Genomic DNA, 24,310 nt, shown 5'->3' on the forward strand with positions numbered 1-24,310 from the left:
ATCTGAGGCGGACATGACCAGCGGCAAGAAGACGAAGGCCACACGCAACAGCGTGGCCGCAGCCCGTTCCTCGGTGGTGGCGAGCAAGCCGAAGCCGTGGGGCACGATCATCGCGGTTGTGGCAGTGCTGGCCCTCGCGGGCGGTGTTTTCGGATATGCGTACATGCAGATCCACGAGAACAACGTCAAGGAGGCCGCCCTGGCCAAGTGGAAGCCCTCCGACACGAACAAGGACCCGTCGCTGCAGCTCGCGGGCATCGTGTCCAAGGAGTACAAGGGCTCCCGCCACGTCACCGCCGACCAGCGCGTCGCGTACGACCAGACCCCGGCCTTCGGCGGCCCGCACGACGCCACGTGGGCCGACTGCACCGGCGTCGTCTACGACAAGGCCGTGCGCACGGAGAACATGGTCCACGGCCTGGAGCACGGCGCCGTGTGGATCGCGTACAACCCCGACCAGGTCAAGGACGACGCGCTCAACAAGCTGAAGGTCAAGGTCGAGGGCATCCCGTACATGGCGCTGTCGCCGTTCCCGGGCCTCGACAAGCCGATCTCGCTGCAGTCCTGGGGCCACCAGCTGAAGGTGGACACCGCCGACGACGAGCGCATCGACCAGTTCATCTCGTCGCTGCTGCGCAACCCGAACACCTACCCCGAGGTCGGCGCGTCCTGCGAGAACTCGGCGTTCCTCGCCAACCCGGCCCCGTTCGTGGCCGAGAAGCCGGGCGCCGACGCCGTGCCGATGGACGGCGGCAAGGACGAGTCCCTGACCGAGGGCCAGCAGCAGACCCCGCCCGCGTCGAGCTCCGTCTCGACGCCCCCGTCGAGCTGATGACCGCTCCGACCGACGACGACGTCGCCGAGGACGAGGTCTCGGCCGCACCTTCGGGTGTGGCCAGGACCCTCGTCATCGGCGCGGCGGTCCTGGCCGTGCTCCTGCTGGGCGCGGCCGTGGGACTCCTCGTGAAGCTCCCCGGCTCGTCCACGTCCTCCGCGGTCCCGGCCTCGGGCTCCGTGGACGTGGGCTTCTGCCAGGACATGTCCATGCACCACCTGCAGGGCATCCAGATGGCGAACATCGCCCGCGACCGCTCCACAGACCCGGAAATCCGCCAGCTCGCCTTCGACATCTCCTCCACCCAGCTCGAACAGGTGGGCAGGATGAAGGGCTGGCTGATGATGTGGAACGAGCACGAGCAGAACATCAGCGGCGTCTACATGAAGTGGATGGACGCGGCCGGAATCCACGGCCACGGCGCCACCACGCCGGAAGCCGGCAAGCCGATCATGCCCGGCATGGCCACCACCGAAGAGCTCACCAAGCTCCGCACCATCCCCGCGGGCACCGAGTTCGACGTGTACTGGCTCCAGCTGATGCTCCGCCACCACATGGGCGGCGCGCCGATGGCCGAGTACGCCTCGACCGCGGCGGGCCAGTCGTTCGTGCGAACGCTGTCCGACAACATGCTGAAGTCGCAGGCTGCCGAGACCGAGCTGATGAAGGACTACCTGGCGAAGCGCGGAGCCGCCCCGCTGCCGTAGCCACCCGACATCACCGCTGGTTCGTGAGGGCCGCTCCCAGAGCTGTGGGGGCGGCCCTTTCGCGTACCGAGGGCGAGGCGGGGCGAAGCGGGTAGGTGAGAGGCGCGGCAGGCAGGCAGGCAGGCAGGCAGGCAGCACGCCGCCAGTGCCGCGAAGCCGAAGGCGAGCCCGAATGAGCGCGCGAATCGTCAAAGCGGTGTGGTGACGTGCCTGCACAAACTCAGCCACGCACGCTGGAGATTGGGGCTTGACTTTGGGTGCGAGGTGCTAGCTTCTCGAGCTCGGCCGGGCGCTTTTCAGCCCGGCCTTTTCCGGCCGATGAGCGCCTCGCAAGGGCCCCGAAGTCAAGCCCCAATCTCTATCGACGCGTCAGCGGCGATGACTGAACCACGCTCGTCCGCAGTTGTCTTTGCCCCGAACGCAACCACCGCACCGGGCGACCCGACCCCCCAAACCGGCCATGGACAACCGCCTACCTCCGAGTAACGTAGGTCACACCTACTGGGAGGTAACCCATGACCGTCGACGAGCGCGCGGCCAGGCAGGTCGCCGAACAAGCACGGGAAACCCGCTGGCAGCGGCCAAGCTTCGGCAAGGAACTCTTCCTGGGCCACCTCAGAATCGACCTGATCCACCCCCACCCCACCGGCTCCCAGGAAGACCGCGACCGAGGCGAAGCCTTCCTGGCCAAGCTCCGCACCTTCACCGAGCAGCACATCGACAACACCGTCATCGAACGTGACGCCCAGATCCCGGACGAAGTCCTCAAGGGCCTGAAGACCCTCGGCGCGTTCGGCATGAAGATCAAGCCGGAGTACGGCGGCATAGGCCTGACCCAGGTCTACTACAACAAGGCCCTGATGCTCGTCGGCTCAGCCAGCCCGGCCATCGGCGCGATGCTCTCAGCGCACCAGTCCATCGGCGTCCCCCAGCCGATCGCCATGTTCGGCAACGAGGAGCAGAAGCAGGAGTTCCTCCCCAGGTGCGCCAAGGGCGAGATCACCGCCTTCCTCCTCACCGAACCGGACGTGGGCAGCGACCCGGCCAGGCTCGGCACCACCGCCACCGAGGACGGCGACGACTACGTCCTCAACGGCGTGAAGCTCTGGACCACCAACGGCGTGGTGGCCGACCTCCTCGTGGTGATGGCCCAAACCACCAAGGGCATCACGGCGTTCGTCGTGGAGGCCGACGCGGAAGGCATCACCGTCGAGAACCGCAACGCCTTCATGGGCCTGCGAGGCCTGGAGAACGGCGTCACCAGGTTCCACAACGTCAAGGTCCCCAAGAAGAACGTGATCGGCAAGGAAGGCGCCGGCCTCAAGATCGCCCTCGCCACCCTCAACACCGGCCGGCTGAGCCTCCCCGCCCTCTGCGCCGGCAGTGCCAAGTGGTGCCTCAAGATCGCCCGTGAGTGGTCGACGGAACGCATCCAGTGGGGCTTGCCGGTGGGCAAGCACGAGGCCATCGCGGGCAAGATCGCCTACATCGCCGGCACGGCGTACGCGCTGGAGGCCGTCCTGGACCTGAGCTCGGAACTGGCCGACGCCGGCAGCCACGACATCCGCATCGAGGCGGCCCTGGCCAAGCTCTACGCGTCCGAGAAGGCCTGGCTGGTGGCGGACGAACTGGTCCAGATCCGCGGCGGCCGGGGCTACGAGACGGCGGAAAGCCAGGCTGCGCGCGGAGAACGCGGCATCGCGGCCGAGCAGGTTCTGCGGGACCTCAGGATCAACCGCATCTTCGAAGGCTCCACCGAGATCATGCACCTGCTGATCGCGCGGGAGGCGGTGGACGCCCACCTCAGCGTCGCCGGCGACATCATCGACCCCGACGCCGACCGCAACGCCAAGATGAAGGCGGCGGCGAAAGCAGGTGCCTTCTACGCCAAATGGCTCCCCACTCTCGCGGTGGGCAAGGGCCAGACTCCGGTCGGCTACACGGAGTTCGGGCCGCTCGCCAAGCACCTGCGGTTCACCGAGCGGTCCGCGCGCAAGCTGGCGCGGCAGACGTTCTACGCCATGTCGCGGTGGCAGGGGAAGATGGAGCGCAAGCAGCGGTTCCTCAGCCGGATCGTGGACATCGGCGCCGAACTGTTCGCGATCTCCGCCGCGTGCGTACGCGCTCAGCAGGACAAGAACCCCAACGCACTGGCGCTCGCCGACGCGTTCGCCAAGCAGGCGCGGATCCGGGTGGACGAGCTGTTCGAGAAGCTGTGGAAGAACACCGACGACAGCGACCAGGCGCTCGCCTCCCAGGTGCTCAAGGGCGACTACACCTGGCTGGAACAGGGCGTGCTCGACACGTCCATCCCCGGCAGCTGGATCGCCGACTCCACCCACCGCGAGTCGACGGCGGCGAACGTCCACCGGCCGACTCCGCGTTAGCCCCGTTGCGCACTGGGCAGGCTGATGGTGGTGCGGGCGCGGCACCTGCCCAGTGCACGGCCGGTAGGGGGCTACGTCCCCCGCATCCCCCTACCGACTCCCCTTGCAACGGAAGGACACAACCCTCCAGGTGGAGGTGCCGGTAACGCTAAGCCACAAAACGCCGTTAACAGTTACGACAATTGAGTGAACTACCAGGTGAGGGGTGCTCAACTACTCTCAGAGAGTAACTTCGAAGACCAATTCACGTGCGGCCTCCAGGCCCATCGCGATGGCCCCGGAGAGCACCGCGCCGTCACCCAGCGACCCCGCCACGATCCGCGGCGCCAACGGCGTCATCGTGCGCAACGCGGCCTCCATCGGCTCCAGCAGCAGGTCGACGTTCGAGCCGACGCCGCCACCCAGCACCACCAGCTCCGGGTCGATCACCGCGGTCACGGCGGCCACCAGGAACGCGATCCGCTCCGCCTCCAGCCGCACGACCTCCAGCGCCACCGCATCACCGGACCGCGCCTGCGAGAACACCTCACGGGCCGTGCGCGCGGTCAGCCCGCGCTCCCGTGCCGCCGCCACAACGGAACCGGCCGAAGTCGCGCCCTCGAACTGTCCACGTCGGACGTCCGAACCGGACTGTCCGAACGGCAGGAAGCCGACCTCGCCCGCCGCCCCGTGCGCGCCGCGGAACAGCACGCCGTCCACCACGATCCCCATGCCGACGCCGGTCCCGACCGTCGCGCACACGAACACCCGCGCGTCGCGGGCGGCGCCGTACACGTGCTCCCCCAACGCGGCTAGGTTCGCGTCGTTCTCCACGAGCATCACCGGCCCGAGTGAAGCCTCCAGCCCGTCCAGCACGCCGGCGGACTCCCAGCCGGGCAGCTGCGGCGCGTGCCGCACGGCGCGCGTCCGCCGGTCGATCACGCCGGGGCTGCCGATCACCTTCACCACGGCGTCCGTGAGAGCGATCCCAGCGTCGGCCGCGGTGCGTGTCGCGAGGTCCGTGACGGTCCGCACGAGGGCAGCGGCCGAGCGGCTGCGGTTGCGTTCGTCCACGCGCGCCACGACGGACCCGCCCAGGTCGGCCAGCGCCGCCCGGATCCGTTCGCGGCCGATGTCGACGCCCAGCACGTACCCGGCCGTGGGGTTGGGCTCGTAGACCATCGCCGACCTGCCAGGACCCGCCGTCGTGCGGCCGATCGGGCGCACCAGTCCGTGCCGTTCGAGATCGACCAGAGCCTGGCCGACGGTCGGTTTGGACAGGCCCGTGTCCTTGGCGATCTGCGGGCGGGTGGCGGCACCCAGACGGCGCAACAGGTCGAGCACAGCGCGTTGGTTGAGCACGCGCATGCCCGCTGGTGTACCCACCTCTGGCGGCTTGCGGTCGCTCACCGGCCGATTCTAGATCTTGATCGCCCCGCAATACCCGCAACTGTGGAGAGGACAGGTTGCACGACAATTCCCGTCTTGTCCCTTGACAACGATGTCACGTGCAGAAACGCTCCCTGGCACATGGGGCAGGCGGGCGGAAGGGTTGCAATGAGGCACCTGCGCAAGAGACGAACTACAACCCTGTTGAGCGTTGCGATTACTGCGACACTGGTGAGCGGCGTCACCAACGGCTATGCGGCCGCCGCACCAGAGGAGCCAGGAGTGGGTTTTTCGTCGTCCTTTGAGGACGGTCAGCCACAGCCTTCGTGGTCGAACACCGTCGAGACCGACGCGTCCGGCAACCCGAAGGCCTCGGGTGTGATCGGATCGGACGGCTCGGGCATCCCCGGCAACGTCTCGGACAAGGTCGTCGAGGTCAAGGCCAACGGCGAGTACGCGGAGTCGGGCGAGGTGAAGGAGAACCTCGTCGACGGCAGCGTCAACACCAAGTGGCTCGTCTTCGCCACCACCGGCTGGGCGACGTTCAGGTTCGGCGAGGCCCGCACGATCAAGAAGTACGCGCTCTCGTCGGCCAACGACTCCCCCGAGCGCGACCCGAAGAACTGGACCCTGCAGGGCTCGGCCAACGGAACCGACTGGACGGTGCTCGACACCCGCGCCGGTGAGACGTTCCCCGAGCGCTTCCAGACCAAGACCTACGAGATCGCGGCGCCGCAGTCGTTCCAGCACTACAAGCTGGACGTCACGCTGAACAACGGCTCCACGAACATCGTGCAGCTCGCCGAGGTGCAGCTGTCCGACGGCTCCACCAACCCGCCGGCACCCAACATGCGCAGCGTCGTCGGCAACGGCCCCACGGGCGGTTACACGGCCAAGTCGCGGGCCGGGTGGACGGGCGTCAAGGCGTTCCGCACCCAGGGCAGGCACACGGTCGAGGGCCGGGCGTACAGCTACAACAAGGTCTTCGACGTCGACGTGCCCGTCAGCGCCAAGACCGAGCTGTCGTACATGATCTTCCCGGAGTTCATCACCGACAACCTGAACTACCCGAGCACGTACTCGTCGGTGGACCTCGCGTTCTCCGACGGCACGTACCTGAGCGACCTCAAGGCCGTCGACCAGCACGGCGCGACGCTGTCGCCGCAGGGTCAGGGCGCCGGCAAGTTCCTCTACACCAACCAGTGGAACAAGGTCGCGTCCACGATCGGCGCGGTCGCCGCCGGCAAGACGATCAAGCGGATCCTGGTCGCCTACGACGGCCCGAAGGGTCCGACGGACGTCGCCGCCTGGTACGACGACATCCGCATCGGCGACGTCGTCGTGAAGCAGTACGCGAAGCCTTCCGACTACGTGCTGACCACGCGTGGCACGAACTCGAACGGTTCCTTCTCGCGGGGCAACAACTTCCCGGCGACGGCGGTGCCGCACGGCTTCAACTTCTGGACCCCGATGACCAACGCGGGTTCGCAGAGCTGGCTGTACGAGTACGCGCAGCGCAACAACGCGCAGAACCTGCCGACGTTGCAGGCGTTCACGACCTCGCACGAGCCCAGCCCGTGGATGGGTGACCGGCAGACGTTCCAGGTCATGCCGTCGGACAAGGCGCCGACGCAGGACCGCGCGCTGCGGGCGTTGCCGTTCAAGCACGACAACGAGGTCGCGAAGGCGCACTACTACGGCGTGACCTTCGAGAACGGCATGAAGACCGAGATCGCGCCGACGGACCACGCGGCGGTCTTCCGGTTCACGTTCAACGACGGGGCCCAGAAGAACCTCGTGTTCGACAACGTGAACAACAACGGCGGGGTCACCCTCGACGCCGCCAACGGTGTCGTGACGGGCTACTCGGACGTCAAGAGCGGCCTCTCCACCGGCGCGACCCGCCTGTTCGTCTACGGCAAGGTCGACAAGGCGGTCACGGCGAGCGGCCGGCTCACCGGCGCGGGCCGCGACAACGTGGGTGGCTACTTCTCGTTCGGCGACAAGACCGTCGAGCTGCGGATCGCCACCTCGCTGATCTCCGTCGACCAGGCGAAGTCGAACCTGGAGCAGGAGGTCTCCGGCTCGGACACGTTCGACTCGGTGCGCGACAAGGCGCAGGCCGCGTGGGACAAGGTCCTCGGCATCATCTCGGTCGAGGGCGCGTCGGAGGACCAGCTGATCACGCTGTACTCCAACCTGTACCGCCTCTACCTGTACCCGAACTCGGGCTACGAGAACGTCGGCGGCAAGATCCAGTACGCGTCCCCGGTGGCGCCCCCGGTCGGCCAGGACACGCCCACGAAGACGGGCGCGAAGATCGTCGACGGCAAGGTCTACGTCAACAACGGGTTCTGGGACACCTACCGCACGACCTGGCCCGCCTACTCGTTGTTCACGCCCACCAAGGCGGGCGAGATGGCCGAGGGCTTCGTCCAGCAGTACAAGGACGGCGGCTGGATCTCGCGCTGGTCCTCTCCCGGTTACGCGGACCTGATGACCGGCACGAGCTCCGACGTGGCGTTCGCTGACGCTTACCTGAAGGGCGTCTCGAACTTCGACATCAAGGCTGCGTACGACGCCGCGGTGAAGAACGCGTCCGTCGTGCCGCCGAGCAACAACGTCGGCCGCAAGGGCATGGACCGGTCGGTCTTCCTCGGCTGGACCGCCAACGACCAGCTGCACGAGGCGTGGTCGTGGGCGATCGAGGGCTACCTCAACGACTTCGGCATCGCGTCGATGGCGAAGGCCCTGCACGAGAAGACGGGCGAGAAGCGGTACGCCGACGAGTACGAGTACTTCATCAACCGCGCCCAGAACTACGTGCTGACGTTCGACAAGCGGATCGACTTCTTCCAGGGCCGCAACACCGACGGTTCGTGGCGCGTCGAGGACCCGACGAAGTACAACCCGCAGGACTGGCGGTACGACTACACCGAGACCAACGGCTGGAACATGGCGTTCACGGTGCCGCACGACGGACAGGGTCTCGCGAACCTGTACGGCGGACGGGACAAGCTCGCCCAGAAGCTGGACTCGTTCTTCACCCTGCCCGAGACCGCGAAGTTCCCCGGCGGCTACGGCGGCGTGATCCACGAGATGGTCGAGGCGCGGGACGTGCGGATGGGCCAGTACGGCCACTCCAACCAGCCGTCGCACCACATCGCCTACATGTACAACTACGCGGGCAAGCCCTCGGGCACCCAGGAGAAGGTGCGCGAGATCCTGTCGCGCCTGTACGTGGGCTCCCAGGAGGGCCAGGGCTACGCGGGTGACGAGGACAACGGCGAGATGTCGGCCTGGTACCTCTTCTCGGCGCTCGGCTTCTACCCGTTGCAGATGGGCAAGCCGGCCTACGCGATCGGTTCGCCGCTGTTCACCAAGGCGACCGTGAACCTGGAGAACGGCAAGAAGCTCGTCATCAACGCGCCGAAGAACAACGCGAAGAACATCTACGTGCAGGGCGTGAAGGTCAACGGCAAGGCGTGGAACAAGACGTCGCTGCCGCACGACCTGCTCTCGGCCGGTGCGACGATCGACTTCGACATGGGCTCCAAGCCCTCCGCGTGGGGTACGGGCGCCAACGACGTGCCGGACTCGATCACCACCGGCAACGCGGTTCCGACGCCGTTGCGCGACGTCGCTGCCGGCGTGTCCACCGCTGCTCTGGTGGACAACAACTCCGGGACGTCCGCGGTGGTGAAGTCCTTCGACTTCAAGCCTTCGGACGTGAAGGAGAAGGCGGAGTTCTACACGTTGACCAACGGCAAGACGGGCACGTCGCCCTCCGCGTGGGAGCTCAAGGGTTCCTACGACGGCAAGACGTGGTCGACGGTCGACAAGCGGTCCGGTGAGAACTTCCAGTGGCAGCAGTACACGCGCTCGTTCAAGATCGCGTCGCCTGGCCGGTACAACTTCTACCGGCTGGAGTTCTCCGGCGACGTGACGCTGTCCGAGTTCGAGCTGCTGTCGAAGCCGCTGGCGGCCCCCGCCACCACGGTGACCGGCACGGTCAGCGGTCCGCTGCAGGTCAAGGGCGTGACCTATGTGGACGGTGCGACGATCAACGGTCCGGTGACCGTTGCCAGTGGCGCCACGCTCTACGTCTTCGGCGGCGAGATCAAGGGCCCGCTGTCGGCGTCGAGCGCGGCCTCGGTGGTGCTCGTCGGCACGAAGGTCGGCGGTCCGGTGTCGGTCAACGCCTCCGCGACCGAGGTGGCCCTGGAGAACACCACCGTCGGTGGCCCTGTGTCACTGACGGGGAACAAGACCAGGTCAGTCGTGGCGGCCTCGTCGGTCGGCGGACCGTTGTCCTGCACGGGCAACACCCCGGCGCCGTCGAACAACGGCTTCGCGAACGACGTGAAGGGTCCGAAGGCAGGACAGTGCACTGGGCTGTAACGCCCAACTGCTCCTGATGCTCGTTCGGAAGGCCGCGTTCCGTCACGGAACGCGGCCTTTCCCGTTCACCTGAAAGGATCTATCCCTTTCAGACATACTCCGATGAGATCTTGGGAGTTTTGTGCGCGGGGACCGGGGAGGCTGTTGTGGTGCCGTTCGAACGAGGCCGCGCGTGGGTGACCGTGCCGTTGCCCCGCAGCCCGCTCGTTCCGTCACGAACGGGCACGCAGTCCACTAAGGACGGAATCCGCGACCTGCCCGCGTCACCAGCTCAGCTCCCGGCACCGCTGCGCTGACGAGCCGCCCTCCACCTGCAACGTGGCGTGCTCGATGCGGTACTTGGTCGCCAGCAACACCTGAGCGGCCTTCAACACGTTCTCGTGATCGGCGTTCTCCGCCGTGGCGAGGTGCGCCGAGCACACCTCCATGCCACTGGTGAGCGTCCACACGTGCAGGTCGTGCGCCTCGGTGACACCTTCGATCTCCGTCAGCGCGACCTGCATCTCCGTCACGTCCAACCGCTCGGGCGCGTGCTGGAACAGGATGTGCAGAGCGTTCTTCGCGAGCCCGTAGGTCCGCGGCAACACCCAGATGCCGATCAGCACACCCATGATCGGGTCCGCGTACTTCCACCCGGTCGTGATCGTGACGAGGGCCGACAAGAGCACCCCGACCGACCCGATCAGGTCAGCCAGCACCTCGAGATAAGCACCCTTGACGTTGATGCTCTCCTTCGCGCCTTCCCTGAGCACGCTGAAGCTGACGAGGTTCGCCCCGAGCCCCAGCGTCGCCGCGATGAGAACGGGCCACCCGGCCACCGACGGCGGGTCCTGGAACCGCCCGACGGCCTCGTAGATCACGTACCCGGCCACTCCGAAGAGCAACACGGCGTTGGCCAGCGCGGCCAGCACTTCGGCGCGGTAGAACCCGAACGTGCGGTTCTTCCCGGCCTTGGCCCGCCGCGCGACCATGATGGCGGCGAGCGCCATGCCCACCCCGAGCACGTCGGTCAGCATGTGGGCGGCGTCGGAGATCAACGCCAGCGAGGACGTCGCGAACCCCACGACGAACTCCACCACCATGAAGACCGCGCCGATCCCGAACGCGATCCACAACTTGCCGGCGTGCTGACCGCTCGCCGATCCGTGCCCATGCCCGTGGCCGTGACCCATGCCTCGGAACATATAGCGATATGCGCATGAGTGCAATCCGAGGTATTCCCGACCGGGCGGCCACGTGACGGACGCCACGCGCCGGACGCCTGAGGGGGTAGGTGTGAAACGGGGTGGCGGTTGTGCGCTAGGATCTTCCACGTAGCTACGGCCCCCGTAGCTCAGGGGATAGAGCACCGCCCTCCGGAGGCGGGAGCGCAGGTTCGAATCCTGCCGGGGGCACCACGCAGACCTGCTCAATTTGAGCAGAGCGTTGCTTCGGAAGGGCCGCAACCGCCTCGGTTGCGGCCCTTTCTGCTGCTAGGACCGTGTCCCCGGTCAGGGTGATGCGACACACGGCAGTCCTCGTCTCGTAGTCGTAGTGGATCTCTAGCCGAAACGCCTCGAACAGCGGTCGCGACACCTCGTCGGTCAACAGGTCGAGGTCGACCCCCGCGATAGGCAGGAAGTCGAGCAGCTCCGGGTTCACAGCCTCACGAACCTGGACCTCGATGGCTTCCAGCTGCTCCTCCAGCCGGGTCCGTTCGGCCTGGAGTTCGACGCGCCGGTTGTTCACGTCCCGCACGAACTCGTCGGTCACGTCAGCGGCGACCTCCAGGGTGCGAAGCAGGTTGGTCGACCTGCTTCGGTTCTCACGGAGCGCCCGCTCGATCGCCGCAATCCGGTCCGCACGTTCCTTCGTGGCGGTCTGCTCCTGGTCGGCTCGGCCCGCGGCGAACAGGCTGCGGCGGTACGGGCCGAAGACTTCATGCGCCAAGAACTTGTTGACGCCGATCAGCAGCTCGTCCTCACGTACGCGGAACATCGGCGGGTGCCCGTCGGGCCGGTACGCCTTCTTGGGCTGGCAGCCGTAGTAGACGGTCCCGGCGTGGTTGGCGTTGCCGAACAGCCGCCGATGGCAGTGCACGCAGGACGTGTAGCTCCGCAGGCGATAGACCCGCTTCGACTCCGGAGCGGGGTTCAGGCCCGGCTTCGTCCGCGACCGTTCGCGCCGAGCCGACACCTGCTGCGCCTGGACGAACGTCTCCAGGCTGATGAGCGCCTCGTGCGTGGGCTCGACCGACCAGACCCACTCGGAGACCGGGTTGACCTTGTTCTTACCCGCACCCTTGCGCGCCCGGCGGTTCCAGACCATGTGCCCGGTGTACTTCGGGTTCGTCAGGATGTCCCGCACGCTGGAGTACGTCCAGAACCCGACCGCCCGGTCCGGCTCGACCGGAGTCGGCGGCGGGTTGAGCACGAGGTCCTCGTTGAGCCGATCCGCGATGGCCTGGTAACCCAGCCGCTCGGTCGTGCGCCACTGGAACTGCCGCTGGACGCAAGGCCCCTCGATCGGATGCATCAGCAGCCGGGTCTTCTTAATGCCCTTGGCCCGCTTGGCCGGGACCGGGTGGGGCACGGGATCGGCCCGGAAGCCGTAGCAGGCCTTGCCGACGTTGTAGCCCTGCTGGGTGTGGGTCTCGAACCCGTCCCAGCTCTTTTCGAGCATCTCCAGCACGTACCACTCGGTGACGCCCTGCTTGACGCGCCGAGTCAGCACCTGCGTCGCGGTCTTCGCCCGGCGACCGACGTCACCGAGCTGGAACGGTTCGTCGGCCGCGATCAGCCGCACGCCGAGCTGCTCAAGGCGACGCTCGATCTCGTTGGAGATGTACGCCCGCCGGCCGACCCGCCCGATCTCCTCGCAGATGACGACGTCGAACCGGCGGTCCGGCCGAGCGGCTTCCTCAAGCAGGTCGTGGATGCCACCGTCGCGCGGGACCGGGATCTCGAACATCTCGTGCGCTCGACTTTGGCCGCGCGCGGCGAGGTCCTTCCGGCCCGACTCGATGTCGTAGAAGTGCGCGACGATGACCGCGTTGTCCGGCAGGGCGCGGTGACACCCGTTGAGCTGCCGCAGGATCGAGAGCGTCGGGTCCTGCTGGTCGTACGTGGACGTTCGAGCGGCGAAGGCAACACGGATGAGCCCGTTGTCAGCACGGACCGCGGGACCCGACAGCGGGTGCTCGCGATCTACTCGTCGCGGCCCCGCCCACTCTTGGATCGCTGCTGGGCTACCCACGCAGCCACCTCCCGCAGAACTCGTAACTGCTCGCGGCGAAGCGCTGAAACCTCACGCTCGTCCGCCAGCCGGATCTCGAACTCGAACCTGATCGGCGAGGCACTGCTCGGGAACTCCCGTGACGGCTCAGCCATCACGATGCCCGCACGTCGATCTCGAAACTGAAGGTATCACCTTCATATCCAAGTCATTGCCTCGCCTTCGCAGCTTTCGCCTAGAGGGAGTACGTGCTTGGCGGCGACACACCCCACCGCGCCCACGGCTCGACGTCCGCGATCGGAGAAACTGCCGTGAACACGACGGCGCTCCACGCGGGCGCGAACGGCTCGCAACGAAGGGCGTGAGGGAGTGCAGATCCGCTGGCAGCTCCGGCAGGTCATGGCTTCGCGCGAGATCTGGAAGGGCGCGGACCTGATTCGCCTGTTGCAGGAGCGCGCCGGCTTCGAGATCTCCTCCGCGTCGATGTCCGCTCTGCTCAACCACCAGCCGAGCCAGGTGAAGTGGGAGACACTGCAAGCCCTGTGCACGGCGTTGAGTTGCACGCCGAACGAACTGTTCGGCGTGGACGCTCCGGGGCCCACGAGTACGTGACTGGACCGCACCACCGCCGCAGGCGTGTTGGTCCTGTCCAGGTCGATGGGCAGTCCCGACCACATCGTCGTCACCTGGCATACCCGTTCGGACCGGTCGGACGCGGTCAACTCGGCGAAGTTCTTCCTCTAGCCGCAACTTGTCCACAGGTTTGTCCACAATCGGGAACACCGACGGCGGACAGGCCCTGGGCTCACGGCAGCGAGAGCGTGCAGTCATGCCGCTCGTCCCCAGACGCGAGCGTCGACGTCGCAGACCGCCTCGACTGCGAGTTCGGCGTCGTTCGCGAGCTGGAAGACGAACACCTCGTCGTGGGCCACGAGCGACGCCCGCGAGTTGGCAGACCTTCGACGTTCGGCGAGAGATGCTCGGGTGCGCAGGCGCTCACCGCGCAGCTCCGCGGTGAGCGCGACACACCTGTCGACCAGCGTCAGCCCAGCCGCCGTGCCGACCGCATCGAGCCGGCTGGCCAGGTCCACAAGGGTGCCGTCCGACCGCCGCTTCGGTCGCGCGACGACAACGACGTACGCGCCTTGGCGCACGAGTGGTTCGCAGCAACGAAGTGCAGCGGTGAGCTCGGCCAGAGCGGACTCGTCCGAGTCGTGGTCCGGCCCCGGCGAGCGCCTCACTGAGGTCCGGAGCGCGGTCAGAACCAGCCCGACCCGACCGATCAGACCGGCGGCTCGGACCGGATGTTGCCCACGGCAGGCGAACATGACGCTTAAGAGCCCGCACACCCGCTGGGACGGCGATGACGTCCACGGCCGGCGAGTCGTGCTCACCAGCGTAGGGGTCCGGCTGGACCGTCTGTTCGCCCGCGTCGCTGGGACACCCCGACATGTGATCGAGACCGGGTTGGACATGACCGGCGAGGTGCACGGCCGACTGCATGGCCGCTTCCCCAGCATCGATGGTGACTGGTACGGAGTCGTGAACTACGAGATCGGCTACGCCGACGGCCGTCCGCAGAAGGTGTACCTGGTCGACCAGTTGGTGCCGTTCCACGTGCTGCGACTGCTCAGCGAGACGAAGCCGCACTGATACGCCCCCAAACTGAGGTCGCTTCTCGGCATCAACACAATCGTTTGGCGACGACGCCGCAGACGCGGGGGAGATGAACTCTTCACCTCCTACTCAGACCTGCTGCGGCCCGATCCACTGGTCACCGTCAGGGTTCCAGTACTCCGGTAGATCGCCAGTTCCAACCGTGACGAACGGGCTGCCGTCGTCATCGATGACCTGCCTAACCCGTCGGCCCTCGACGAGGAGATTCAGCACGATCATCCACTCGAAACGAACAGCATCGCGAGCCTCAGCCCAGATGTAGAACACCTCTCCGTCGCCTGCCGACATCTTCAAGCTCGGTGAGGTGCCTGGTTGTCCCCCCGCATCCAGCCAATGAACAGTCTGCGACGTCGCCTGAGGATCCAACTCGATCCGGAACTGACGTGGGGTTACCGATGCGCCACCGACTCCGCGCACGAGCACAGCTCCGTGCCTTACCGGGCGTCGACTGTGAACCTCGACGTTCACGCTATCGATCCAGACCAGAGCTTCGACCTTTGCTTGGAGGCGAATCTGAAAGTGGGTGCGCCTAGCGTCTACCGCACCTTGAGATCGCGCCCAGTGCGCCCACCCGTCACGGTCGCCTGGAGGCGTTCCCTTCAGCCGTAGGCGGTTCTCGACGTAGACACTGTCGCCGATCCAGTCGGGATGACCAGCCCAGATGATCGAACGGTCACGCTCCACATGAACGAGCACTGGATCTTCGTTCCAGCCTTTGCGGGCCCGTCGTTCCCATGTCGCGACAAGTGGGCGGAGCACAGCTCCGACAGGCACACCGACCAGGACACCGAACACCGCACCCACCAGCCCGCCCACAACCAGCTCAGGTACGTCCACTCCTGCAGTATCGCCGACGCCACTGCGAGGAACGACTCGTTCAACTCCGCATGTCGGTTCTGCGCCGACCTTGAACTCCACGCGAACGATCAGCACTCAGAGGGTCTTCGTTGCGACATAACTGTCGAGCGGCTACTCCGGGCAGGCCTGCGCTGGCAGCAACAGGAAGCGTCCGGCTCTTGAGGTTTCGATCACCGCTCATCGATCGCAGCCAAAAAACGGGCTCTCTCGCGACGAAAGGCGGGGCCGACTGGTGCCGGCCCCGCCTTTAGATCACCTGATGGTCACGCCTTCACGGAGTGCTTCTTCCCGTGGGTCCAGGACTTGGCGTTGCCGCCGTCGCCCGCCGGACCGGAGTGGCCACCGACCGTGTTGCTGTGGTTGGACGCGTCGCCGGTCGGACCAGTGGCGCCGGTGTCACCGGAGTTGCCCGAGGTGACCTCGGTCCAGGACTTGGTGCCGTGGTTCTTCCAGTCGTGCTTCCAGCCCTTGTGCTTCCAGCCGTGGCCCTTGTCGCCGCGGTGGTCGTTCCACTTCTTGTTCTCGGTCTTCACCACGGCCGAGTTGCCGCCGGTGTCACCGGAGTTCCCGGAGTTGCCCGAGTTACCGGTCGTGGCGTCGTTCGAGCTGGTGGCGTTGCCGCCGTTGCCCGAGTTGCCGCCGTCACCCGCGGTGGCCTCGGTGGAGCCGTTGCTGCTGTGCTTGCTCCAGCCGCCGTGGTTCCAGGACTTGCGCTGTTCGGTCATCGCCCAGGCGTTGCCGCCGTCGCCGGCCGGGCCGGAGTTGCCGCCCTGCGTCCAGCTGTGGTTCGAGGCGTCACCGGTCGAGCCGGTGGCACCCGTGTCGCCGGAGTCGCCCGACGTGACCGTGGTCCAGGACTTGGTGCCGTTCCAGCGGTCGCGGTTCCAGCCGTGGCCCTGCTCCGAGCCAATCGAACGGACGACGGCCTTGTTGCCACCGGTGTCGCCCGAGTTCCCGGAGTTGCCCGAGTTACCGGTCGTGGCGTCGTTCGAGCTGGTGGCGTTGCCGCCGTTGCCCGAGTTGCCGCCGTCACCCGCGGTGGCCTCGGTGGAGCCGTTCTTGCTGTGGTGGCCCCACTTCTGGTCCTTGGTCATGACGGCCGCGTCGCCGCCGTCGCCTGCGGCACCGGACTTGCCGCCCACCGTGTTGCTGTGGTTGGTGGCGTCGCCGGTCGAACCCGTTGCACCGGTGTCGCCCGAGTCGCCCGAGCTGACGTTGGTGTGGCACTCGGCCAGCACGCACAGGTTCGTGGCGCTGTTGCCACCGGTCGAACCGGAGTTCCCGGAGTTACCCGAGTTACCGGACTGCGCGTTGTTCGAGCTCGTGGCGTTGCCGCCGTTGCCCGAGTTGCCGCCGTTGCCAGCATTGGCGTTCGCGTTCTGCGTCCGGCCGACCGCGGTGGCGTCGCCGCCGTTGCCCGCCGCACCAGAGTTGCCGCCCGCCGTGTTGCTGTGGTTGGAGGCGTCGCCGGTGGAGCCGGTCGCACCCGTGTTCCCGGAGTCACCCGAGCTCACGTTGGTGTGGCACTCGGCCAGCACACACAGGCCGTAGGCGCTGTTGCCACCGGTCGAACCGGAGTTCCCGGAGTTACCCGAGTTACCGGACTGCGCGTTGTTCGAGCTGGAGGCGTTGCCGCCGTTGCCCGAGTTACCGCCGTTGCCACCGTTCACGACCGAGTGCACGACGTCGCCCACGCCACCCAGGAGGCCGTTGCCACCCGTGTCAGCGCTTGCCATTGCCGTTCCTGCGAGCAGGAACCCTCCCGAGAACACCGCGGCCATCAGGCCGCGTCGCACGTACTTGTGCATTTGCCGAACCTTCCCTGTCGATCAAGCTTGGTGATCTGTCGGCTTGGTGGACAGGGCTGTTCAACTGGGATGGTTGCGGCCGTAGTAGTAACACCACGACCCGTGGACCTGGTGATCTGCCACCACCACGAGGGAGTCACTCGCCGGATGAGCTCCCGGTCCTGCCGGGAGGTCCGCGACGGTGAGACTCGTCGATCCACTCGACGACGCCGATCCCATCGTGCCGGGCAAAGCGAACGGCACGTCGGGTGACGGCGAGCGCGGCGCCTCGATCGGTGGCGCCACATCAGGTGCGGAAATCTGCTGCAACAGCGGGGAAAACGCCGTTGCGGGCTTCTCCGGCAGCGCCACGACGCGGGCGTCCGGCGCGATGACCGGCGCTTGCGGCACCTGCGGAACCACCGGCTCGGCGGCCGGCGGAACGCTGTCAGCAGGAGCGGATCGCTGTGCTACCAACGGTTCCGTGATCCGCGGCACCACCGGGACGTCCTGCACCGTGTCCGCCACGGGGGCGAGCAACGGCGCGGTGACGGGCTGGAGAGGCTCCAGCACCGGCCCCAGAGGCCGCACGACGGAGTCGACGACGGGCTCCAGCGGCGCCAGCACCGGCCGGGTCACCGGCTCGGCGGCTTTCAGAACCGGCTTCAGCACCGGATCCGCCACGGTCGCGACGCCCTTGGTCACCGGCTCCACTTGTCGCGTCACCGGTGCCACCGCGTCAGCCACCGGGGACAGCAGCGAACCGACTCCACCCAGCAGGCCAGGCGAGTCGCCGTCATCAGCGCTCGCCACTCCAGCGGAGAGCAGACCGAACCCGATCAGGAACCCGGTCACGCCCAGCGCCCGTCGAACAGTTGTCGAACAGGTCAATCTCACGAAATCACCCCCTTTCCTCGTCTGAGCACCTGTACATCCATGCATTCGGCGCCCCATCGGGAGCGGTTCACTCGAAAGTGGAAGAAGTTTTGTTGTCGCAGCTCAACAACTCAATGAATTTTGAAACCTTCATTTCCAACTACTTTGCGACACTGGATTTCCCGCAAATACAACACAGAGTTACCCCGTCCACGGGATTCCTGAGGGTGGTTCGCGGCTACTTTGCGGACCGCTGGCGAGTCCAGCGAGCAGCGCGCTTCGCTCGCTTCCGCTTCTCCGGTCAGGGCAGCTGGGTCCTGGTCGACCACCCCGCGCGCTGATCGACCGGCTCACAGCCGGTAAGCACACGTTCAGGTCCGCAGTCACAAGTCTGTGCGCAGAGTGTGTGCGTCATGGCCGCCACGCTGCACCGCTGGCCGCACCACAGCACCCTGCCGCTCGTCACGAACGCGACGAGTTCACGTCCGCGTGGTTCAGCTGATCGTCGCCGTGTCCAACGCGATCGCGATCTCGCCATCCGCAGTGACAACTCGCACGTCACAGCGTGCCTGCCGGGCTCGTTGAGCCGCGTCGCGAATGGCGGTGACGACTGCGTCGCCGGTGCAACGGCACGCGGTCACGTCCACGACCACGACGCCACAGCACAATTCGAGGGCTTCGGCGAGCGTGTCCACCAGTCCGGCGGCATCGGATCCGGTCAGCCGACCCGCCAGCCCGACAATGATGGTCCGGTCTGCGACCAGCACCTGGGTCGTCAGCCCGCGCGCTACCTGCTGGGGTATCCGTACCTCAAGAACGCCCATCGGTCCCCTCCTTGAATTGCACACCCGAACAAATCAACGGCTACCCCCTCACGGTGTCCTTACGCGGATCGATCGGGTGTAGTCAGCACGCGTCATTTCAGATCCTCGCGGACGGTCGGCGCGTTGGATTCAGGCCCCCGAGCGGCTCTGAGGCAGGACAATCCTCGAACAAGGTCCGAACCAAAAAACCTGAAGTTCGTTCGCACCTACCTCGTGGACCGCAGGTCACATCCTTGACGGCCCACAAGTTCAGGCGGACAAGACAGCTGTGATCACCAATCCGTGAACAGGCGCGTTCCGAATTACCCATATCAGATGCGCGTCAGGTTCTCGGAGGTGAGTCCATTGACTCCAACACGTTCCTCGCGTTCGGGTCGCCAGGGCACGACCCACAGGCCGGTCCAACTGCTCGCAGCGGCGGTCGGCGCGGTGTTCCTGCTCGTCGGCATGCTCGGCTTCATCCCAGGCGTCACCACCAACTACGACCAACTCTCCGTCGCGGGCCATCACGAAGGCGCACTGCTGCTCGGCGTGTTCGCGGTTTCCGTGCTGCACAACGTCGTACACATCGCGTTCGGTGTCGCCGGGCTGCTGATGGCGGGCAACGCCCGCAGGGCCGCGATCTACCTGATCGGCGGCGGCGCGATCTACCTCGTGCTGTGGCTCTACGGAATCGTGATCGACCACGACAGCGCGGCGAACTTCGTACCCGTCAACACCGCCGACAACTGGCTGCACCTGGGCCTCGGCGTCGGCATGGTCACCCTCGGCCTGCTCACCGGCCGTACGAAGTAGAAGTCTCTCGTCCCTGTGCGTCTGACGTTGAATCGGCAGACGCACAGGGACCTGCGCGGCGCCGTCCCGAGCCGGCTGAACCGCATCTGGCGGATCCACGGACTCGACATCCGCACGACTTGGTGGCTCTGGATCAGCCGAACACTCCTTTCCACCCGATGGAGCGACTACCTGGCGACGGCCGGCTCAACGCCATACCAATGCGCTTTCCCAGCACCAGCCGCCAACATGGTGACTCGACGGCCACTTGTCATGCTCCGAGTTCTTGGTTGGTTCGCTTCCGTTGCACAGCAATCCATTCGTCCGTTCGCATCGAAGCACCGACGTGAACCCGGGAACGCCACGTGCGATCAACCCGCACCTGCCAACCGGTGCCTATGCGCTCGATTCCTTGCCTGACGCCGAGCATGCCCGGTTTCAGGATCACCTGACCACGTGTCAGTCCTGTGTGGACGAAACAGCGGGGCTCATCGAGACGGCAGCACTCCTCGGTGCCGCTGTCGACCACGACTCCCCGACAGCTCTACGACCGGCGGTTCTCGACGCGATCCGGTTCGTGCACCAGATTCCGCCGGACGTCGAGACTAGGCCCAGCCTCTCCCGTCGGCAGGGCTTCAGGCGGGCCGCGACGCTCATCGGAGCCGCGTGCCTGACAGCACTGGCGGTGGCCGGCGTGCACAACTCGCTGACCAGCCCTGGAGTCGGGCCGACGGGAGCTCCGGTGCACACCAGGATCGGGGACCTGCTGGCGGCGCCTGACCTGAGGCTCATCACCGCGCCGAATCAGGCAGGCACCGCGGCAGTCTCGGCTTCGCGCGACGAGATGCTCTTCCTGGCGAGCGATCTGAGAGCGTTGCCACCAGGCCGGGTCTACCAGCTGTGGCGGGTCGGCTCGCGCGGACCGGCGTCGGCAGGGGTGGCGCTTCCGGGCAGCGAAGTGACGTCGCTGCTGTTGAACGGGATGAGCGAGGCCGACGAGATCATCCTCACCGTCGAACCGGCGGGTGGATCGCCGAGCCCGACGGGTGCTCCGGTCGTCACCATCGTCCTGCACTGACCTCGACAGCCAATCCGGCTCGCGGCGGGCGCCGAATGCCTGGTCGTGACCGATCACATTCTCGTCATCGGGTACGGCGACGCCGGCCGTGCCGCCGTGAACGCGGTCCTGGCCTCGCAGCCGGACGCGCGGTTGACAGTCCTCGACACCGATTACCTCGCCGTCGCCGAGGCGACCGCGAACGGCGCCACCGCCGTGGTCGGTGACGGGCGGGACAGATGTGCGCTCGACGACGCCGCCGCCGACCTCGCCGATCGGGTCATCATCGCGGTCCCCGACGACCTCAACGCGTTCATGATCACCAGAGCCGTGCGGCCGGTGAATCCCGACACCGTGATCGTGGTCGTCATCCGCGAACCGGCGAACCACCTGATCTTCGAGTCTGACGGGACCGTGACCGTCCACAACAGACCATCAGGCCGTGAAACGTAAAACTCCGAGAACCGCAACACAGTGCGGTCCTCGGAGTCGCGGTACGACTACCCCTGGAGATGTCAGGCGGGGAGCAGCACCGAGTCGATCAGGTACACGGTGGCGTTGGCGGTGTGCACGCCGCCGCAGATCACGTTGGCGTCGTTGACCTTCAGCGCGTCCTTGGTGCCGGACACCTTGACCGTGCCGGTCTCGACGGTCTTCTGGTCGCCCACGATCTTGTCCGGGGAGATCTGGCCGGGGACGACGTGGTAGGTGAGGATCTTGGTCAGCAGCGCGTCGTCGGTCTTGAGCTTCTCGATCGTCGCGGCGTCGATCTTCGCGAAGGCGGAGTCCACCGGTGCGAAGACGGTGAACTCGGCGCCGTTGAGCGTCGAGACCAGGTTGACCTTCGGGTTGAGCTTGCCGGAGACGGCGTCGACCAGGGTCTTGAGCAGCGGGTTGTTCGACGCGGCGACGGCGACCGGGTCAGCGGCCATGCCCGAGACCGAGCCGGCGCCGGACGGGACCTGCTTCGCGTAGTCGGCACAGCCGGGGCCGACGAGGTCGCGCGCCGGGTCCATCGCGGCCGCGGACGAGGCGGTCGTGGTGGGGGCGGCGGCGGTGGAGGAGCTGCCGCTGCTGGCCGTGTCAGACGAGCCGCACGCCGCGCCGAACAGGGCGAGCGAGACGGCGCCGACGGCCAGGACGGTGTTGCGGACGGTCTGGTTCATGACGAGACATCTCCAAGAGGGTTTGGCCTGTTGATGCTGGTGATTCGGCACCGCTCCGGGATCGGATGGGTCGGGTTATCGACCTGTTACCAACGAATCCGCGAATCGCACGTGACCAGGACAAAAGTTCCGACGGAGAGTTCTGTCCACAGTCGACGATCAACTTCACCCGATCGTGGGATGCCCAGAGCCTCGTCCGCGCGGGCAATCCGCAGCAAGCGCAGCGTCGAAGCACTGGTACAGAGCAATTTCACCAACTCAGTTGGGCTTCCCATGTTGACCCTCGCACTGATCGGTCTGATCGGCGGCCTGGTCACCGGTATCTCGCCGTGCATCCTGCCCGTCCTGCCCGTCATCTTCTTCTCCGGCGGCACGCAGAGCGCCCGCACGACGGACTCCGGCTCCGGGGTGGCGGTGGCGACCAAACCAGCGTCACGAGCCCGGCCCTACCTCGTCATCGCCGGACTCGTGGTCAGCTTCAGCCTCGTCACGCTGTTCGGCTCGCTGCTGCTGACCGTGCTGAACCTGCCGCAGGACGTGCTGCGCTACGCCGGCATCGTCGTGCTGGTCCTGATCGGTATCGGGCTGATCGTGCCGCGGTTCGAGCAGTTGCTGGAGAAGCCGTTCACCTGGATCCCGCAGCGCAACCCGGACGCGAGCCGCGGCGGGTTCACCCTCGGCCTCGCCTTGGGCGCGGTCTACGTGCCGTGCGCCGGGCCTGTGCTGGCCGCGATCACCGTGGCGGGGTCCACCGGCCGGATCGGCACCGAGACCGTCGTCCTCACTCTCACGTTCGCGGTCGGCGCCGCGATCCCGTTGCTCATCTTCGCCCTCGCCGGCCGTCGCGTCGCCGAACGCGTGCAAGCCTTCCGAAAGCGCCAGCGCGGCATCCGCATCACCGCGGGCGTCGTGATGATCGCGCTCGCGATCGGGCTGGTGTTCAACCTGCCGCAGCTGCTGCAGCGCGCCATCCCCGACTACACGGCTTCGTTGCAGGACAAGGTGAACAACTCCGAGCAGGTCAAGAAGGCGCTCAACCTGGGCGGTCTGGTCAACGATCAGAACAAGGATCTCGACAAGTGCTCCGACGGTGCCCCCGAGCTGGAAAGCTGTGGCACCGCACCGGATATCACCGGCATCCAGCAGTGGGTCAACTCGCAGCCGCTGGAGCTGAAGGCGCTCCAGGGCAAGGTCGTGATGATCGACTTCTGGGCGTACTCCTGCATCAACTGCCAGCGCTCGATCCCGCACGTCGTCGCCTGGGACAAGGCCTACCGCGACGCGGGGTTGCAGGTCATCGGCGTCCACTCCCCCGAGTACGCATTCGAGAAGGAACCCGCCAACGTCGAGGCCGCGACCAAGAACTTCGGCATCACCTATCCGGTCGCCCTGGACAACAACCTCGGCACCTGGACCAACTACCGCAACCGCTACTGGCCCGCCCACTACCTGATCGACGCCTCCGGCACCGTGCGGCACATCAAGTTCGGCGAAGGCGACTACCAGACCACCGAGAAGCTGATCCGGCAGTTGCTGAGCGACGCCAAGCCCGGAGTCCAGCTCCCGCAGGCGACCGAAACGCAGGACGACACCCCGGTCGTCGCGGACATCACGCGCGAGACCTACCTCGGCTCCACCAAGCGCGTGAACTTCGCCGGCACCGAGGAGTACACCAGCGGCGAGAAGTCCTTCCAGTTCCCGGAAAACCAGGGCGCGGACTCCTTCGCGCTCAACGGCGGCTGGAAGCTCGACACCCAGTTCATCACTCCCACCGGTGACTCCGGGCAGATCAAGCTCAACTACCGCGCCAAGGAAGTCCGGATGGTCCTGTCCGGCAAGGGAACCGTGACCATCCAGAACAACGAGGAGACGAAGACCATCGAGGTCGACGGCACACCCAACTCCTACCAACTCGTTGCCACGCAGGCGATCCAGAGCGGCTCGCTCACCGCGACCGTCAGCTCCGGCGTCCAGGCTTTCTCCTTCACCTTCGGATGATCAGGAACCGCATCATGACCCTCACCGACGTGACCACCGACTCCTTCGACACCGACGCGCTGGGCTCCGACAGGCCCGTCCTGGTCGACTTCTGGGCACCCTGGTGCGGCCCGTGCAAGCAGCTCAGCCCGGTTGTCACCGACCTCGCCGAGGAACACCAGGACAAGATCACGGTGGTGAAGGTCGACATCGACGCGAACCCCGACATCGCCGTCCGCTACCAAGTCCTCAGCATCCCCACGCTCATGCTGTTCTCCGGCGGCGAACCCGTCGCCACCCTCACCGCGCCCCGCAAGCGCGCGGACATCGTCAAGGCGCTGTCCACCTGGCTCTGAACACCAGCAGAGACGACGCGACCCCGGCGGCCACCAGGCCTCTGGGG

General features: G+C 66.7%; 20 protein-coding genes, 1 tRNA gene and 1 pseudogene. 13 read left to right on the forward strand and 9 right to left on the reverse strand.

The window, feature by feature from the left end; genetic code table 11:
• The first annotated feature begins 13 nt into the window (after positions 1-13).
• The 3 genes from ACFWNN_RS39290 to ACFWNN_RS39300 all read left to right on the forward strand — a co-directional run bounded on the left by ACFWNN_RS39290 (position 14) and on the right by ACFWNN_RS39300 (position 3,929).
• On the forward strand, positions 14-832 hold the full coding sequence (locus ACFWNN_RS39290; protein WP_382445072.1) for a DUF3105 domain-containing protein: 819 nt from the start codon (positions 14-16) through the stop codon (positions 830-832).
• Positions 832-1,542: a DUF305 domain-containing protein gene (locus ACFWNN_RS39295; RefSeq protein ID WP_382445050.1), complete on the forward strand. Its 711-nt coding sequence runs from the start codon at positions 832-834 to the stop codon at positions 1,540-1,542. The genes ACFWNN_RS39290 and ACFWNN_RS39295 overlap by 1 nt, the downstream gene beginning before the upstream one ends.
• A gap of 515 nt (positions 1,543-2,057) precedes the next feature.
• Positions 2,058-3,929 carry an acyl-CoA dehydrogenase family protein gene (locus tag ACFWNN_RS39300; protein WP_382445051.1) on the forward strand — a complete coding sequence of 624 codons (1,872 nt, stop codon included), beginning with the start codon at positions 2,058-2,060 and terminating at the stop codon, positions 3,927-3,929.
• Between the two features lie 219 nt (positions 3,930-4,148).
• Here the strand turns inward: ACFWNN_RS39300 and ACFWNN_RS39305 are convergent, their stop codons facing one another.
• Positions 4,149-5,276 carry an ROK family protein gene (locus tag ACFWNN_RS39305; protein ID WP_382445073.1) on the reverse strand — a complete coding sequence of 376 codons (1,128 nt, stop codon included), beginning with the start codon at positions 5,274-5,276 and terminating at the stop codon, positions 4,149-4,151.
• A 189-nt stretch (positions 5,277-5,465) separates the two neighbouring features.
• On the opposite strand from ACFWNN_RS39305, the gene ACFWNN_RS39310 reads away from it, so the two are divergent.
• Complete coding sequence (locus tag ACFWNN_RS39310; protein ID WP_382445052.1) at positions 5,466-9,698, forward strand: GH92 family glycosyl hydrolase; 4,233 nt, start codon at positions 5,466-5,468, stop codon at positions 9,696-9,698.
• A gap of 263 nt (positions 9,699-9,961) precedes the next feature.
• Here the strand turns inward: ACFWNN_RS39310 and ACFWNN_RS39315 are convergent, their stop codons facing one another.
• Positions 9,962-10,870, reverse strand: coding sequence for a cation diffusion facilitator family transporter (locus tag ACFWNN_RS39315; protein ID WP_382445053.1), 909 nt, complete (start codon positions 10,868-10,870; stop codon positions 9,962-9,964).
• A 150-nt stretch (positions 10,871-11,020) separates the two neighbouring features.
• On the opposite strand from ACFWNN_RS39315, the gene ACFWNN_RS39320 reads away from it, so the two are divergent.
• Positions 11,021-11,095, forward strand: a tRNA-Arg gene (locus ACFWNN_RS39320).
• 832 nt (positions 11,096-11,927) lie between these two features.
• Here the strand turns inward: ACFWNN_RS39320 and ACFWNN_RS39325 are convergent.
• Positions 11,928-12,212 (reverse strand): annotated as a pseudogene (locus ACFWNN_RS39325) (recombinase family protein); the annotation flags it as partial.
• On the opposite strand from ACFWNN_RS39325, the gene ACFWNN_RS39330 reads away from it, so the two are divergent.
• Entirely contained in the window at positions 12,207-13,097 is an 891-nt protein-coding gene (locus ACFWNN_RS39330) for a hypothetical protein (RefSeq protein WP_382445054.1), read from the forward strand. The pseudogene ACFWNN_RS39325 and the gene ACFWNN_RS39330 sit on opposite strands and share 6 nt — an antisense overlap.
• 183 nt (positions 13,098-13,280) lie before the next feature.
• On the forward strand, positions 13,281-13,523 hold the full coding sequence (locus tag ACFWNN_RS39335; protein ID WP_382445055.1) for a helix-turn-helix domain-containing protein: 243 nt from the start codon (positions 13,281-13,283) through the stop codon (positions 13,521-13,523).
• 215 nt (positions 13,524-13,738) lie between these two features.
• Here the strand turns inward: ACFWNN_RS39335 and ACFWNN_RS39340 are convergent, their stop codons facing one another.
• Entirely contained in the window at positions 13,739-14,152 is a 414-nt protein-coding gene (locus ACFWNN_RS39340; RefSeq protein ID WP_382445056.1) for a hypothetical protein, read from the reverse strand.
• 85 nt (positions 14,153-14,237) lie between these two features.
• Between ACFWNN_RS39340 and ACFWNN_RS39345 the strand changes: the two genes are divergently transcribed.
• Complete coding sequence (locus tag ACFWNN_RS39345) at positions 14,238-14,564, forward strand: hypothetical protein (protein WP_382445057.1); 327 nt, start codon at positions 14,238-14,240, stop codon at positions 14,562-14,564.
• A 93-nt stretch (positions 14,565-14,657) separates the two neighbouring features.
• Here the strand turns inward: ACFWNN_RS39345 and ACFWNN_RS39350 are convergent, their stop codons facing one another.
• From ACFWNN_RS39350 to ACFWNN_RS39365, 4 genes are all read right to left on the reverse strand, one after another.
• A complete protein-coding gene (locus ACFWNN_RS39350) occupies positions 14,658-15,521 on the reverse strand; it encodes a hypothetical protein (protein WP_382445058.1) in 864 nt (287 codons plus the stop codon).
• Positions 15,522-15,709: 188 nt separating this feature from the next.
• Entirely contained in the window at positions 15,710-17,254 is a 1,545-nt protein-coding gene (locus ACFWNN_RS39355) for a hypothetical protein (protein WP_382445059.1), read from the reverse strand.
• 60 nt (positions 17,255-17,314) lie between these two features.
• The gene (locus ACFWNN_RS39360; protein WP_382445060.1) at positions 17,315-18,088 is read right to left on the reverse strand and encodes a hypothetical protein; all 774 of its coding nucleotides are present in this window, start codon (positions 18,086-18,088) and stop codon (positions 17,315-17,317) included.
• 515 nt (positions 18,089-18,603) lie between these two features.
• Entirely contained in the window at positions 18,604-18,933 is a 330-nt protein-coding gene (locus ACFWNN_RS39365) for a hypothetical protein (RefSeq protein ID WP_382445061.1), read from the reverse strand.
• A gap of 345 nt (positions 18,934-19,278) precedes the next feature.
• Here ACFWNN_RS39365 and ACFWNN_RS39370 point away from each other — a divergent pair, with 345 nt between their 5' ends.
• From ACFWNN_RS39370 to ACFWNN_RS39380, 3 genes are all read left to right on the forward strand, one after another.
• On the forward strand, positions 19,279-19,728 hold the full coding sequence (locus tag ACFWNN_RS39370) for a DUF4383 domain-containing protein (RefSeq protein ID WP_382445062.1): 450 nt from the start codon (positions 19,279-19,281) through the stop codon (positions 19,726-19,728).
• A gap of 325 nt (positions 19,729-20,053) precedes the next feature.
• The gene (locus ACFWNN_RS39375; protein WP_382445063.1) at positions 20,054-20,785 is read left to right on the forward strand and encodes an anti-sigma factor domain-containing protein; all 732 of its coding nucleotides are present in this window, start codon (positions 20,054-20,056) and stop codon (positions 20,783-20,785) included.
• Between the two features lie 45 nt (positions 20,786-20,830).
• The gene (locus ACFWNN_RS39380; RefSeq protein WP_382445064.1) at positions 20,831-21,217 is read left to right on the forward strand and encodes an NAD-binding protein; all 387 of its coding nucleotides are present in this window, start codon (positions 20,831-20,833) and stop codon (positions 21,215-21,217) included.
• 62 nt (positions 21,218-21,279) lie between these two features.
• On the opposite strand, the gene ACFWNN_RS39385 is transcribed toward ACFWNN_RS39380, so the two are convergent.
• On the reverse strand, positions 21,280-21,930 hold the full coding sequence (locus tag ACFWNN_RS39385) for a fasciclin domain-containing protein (RefSeq protein WP_382445065.1): 651 nt from the start codon (positions 21,928-21,930) through the stop codon (positions 21,280-21,282).
• Between the two features lie 273 nt (positions 21,931-22,203).
• Between ACFWNN_RS39385 and ACFWNN_RS39390 the strand changes: the two genes are divergently transcribed.
• A complete protein-coding gene (locus tag ACFWNN_RS39390; RefSeq protein WP_382445066.1) occupies positions 22,204-23,928 on the forward strand; it encodes a cytochrome c biogenesis protein DipZ in 1,725 nt (574 codons plus the stop codon).
• A gap of 14 nt (positions 23,929-23,942) precedes the next feature.
• Positions 23,943-24,263: a thioredoxin gene (gene trxA, locus ACFWNN_RS39395; RefSeq protein ID WP_382445067.1), complete on the forward strand. Its 321-nt coding sequence runs from the start codon at positions 23,943-23,945 to the stop codon at positions 24,261-24,263.
• The last annotated feature ends 47 nt before the right edge of the window (positions 24,264-24,310 follow it).

This window comes from Lentzea sp. NPDC058450 (genome assembly GCF_042721395.1).
In the GTDB taxonomy this organism is placed as follows: domain Bacteria; phylum Actinomycetota; class Actinomycetes; order Mycobacteriales; family Pseudonocardiaceae; genus Lentzea.

Excerpts from the sequence above, each read along its gene's own strand:
- ACFWNN_RS39310 (WP_382445052.1), top strand. The coding sequence starts at position 5,466 with ATGAGGCACCTGCGCAAGAGACGAACTACAACCCTGTTGAGCGTTGCG.
- ACFWNN_RS39385 (WP_382445065.1), bottom strand. The coding sequence starts at position 21,930 with ATGAACCAGACCGTCCGCAACACCGTCCTGGCCGTCGGCGCCGTCTCG.
- ACFWNN_RS39290 (WP_382445072.1), top strand. The coding sequence starts at position 14 with ATGACCAGCGGCAAGAAGACGAAGGCCACACGCAACAGCGTGGCCGCA.
- ACFWNN_RS39315 (WP_382445053.1), bottom strand. The coding sequence starts at position 10,870 with ATGGGTCACGGCCACGGGCATGGGCACGGATCGGCGAGCGGTCAGCAC.
- ACFWNN_RS39345 (WP_382445057.1), top strand. The coding sequence starts at position 14,238 with ATGACGCTTAAGAGCCCGCACACCCGCTGGGACGGCGATGACGTCCAC.
- ACFWNN_RS39305 (WP_382445073.1), bottom strand. The coding sequence starts at position 5,276 with ATGCGCGTGCTCAACCAACGCGCTGTGCTCGACCTGTTGCGCCGTCTG.
- ACFWNN_RS39300 (WP_382445051.1), top strand. The coding sequence starts at position 2,058 with ATGACCGTCGACGAGCGCGCGGCCAGGCAGGTCGCCGAACAAGCACGG.
- ACFWNN_RS39390 (WP_382445066.1), top strand. The coding sequence starts at position 22,204 with ATGTTGACCCTCGCACTGATCGGTCTGATCGGCGGCCTGGTCACCGGT.
- ACFWNN_RS39295 (WP_382445050.1), top strand. The coding sequence starts at position 832 with ATGACCGCTCCGACCGACGACGACGTCGCCGAGGACGAGGTCTCGGCC.
- ACFWNN_RS39355 (WP_382445059.1), bottom strand. The coding sequence starts at position 17,254 with ATGCACAAGTACGTGCGACGCGGCCTGATGGCCGCGGTGTTCTCGGGA.
- ACFWNN_RS39330 (WP_382445054.1), top strand. The coding sequence starts at position 12,207 with ATGCATCAGCAGCCGGGTCTTCTTAATGCCCTTGGCCCGCTTGGCCGG.
- ACFWNN_RS39365 (WP_382445061.1), bottom strand. The coding sequence starts at position 18,933 with ATGGGCGTTCTTGAGGTACGGATACCCCAGCAGGTAGCGCGCGGGCTG.
- trxA (WP_382445067.1), top strand. The coding sequence starts at position 23,943 with ATGACCCTCACCGACGTGACCACCGACTCCTTCGACACCGACGCGCTG.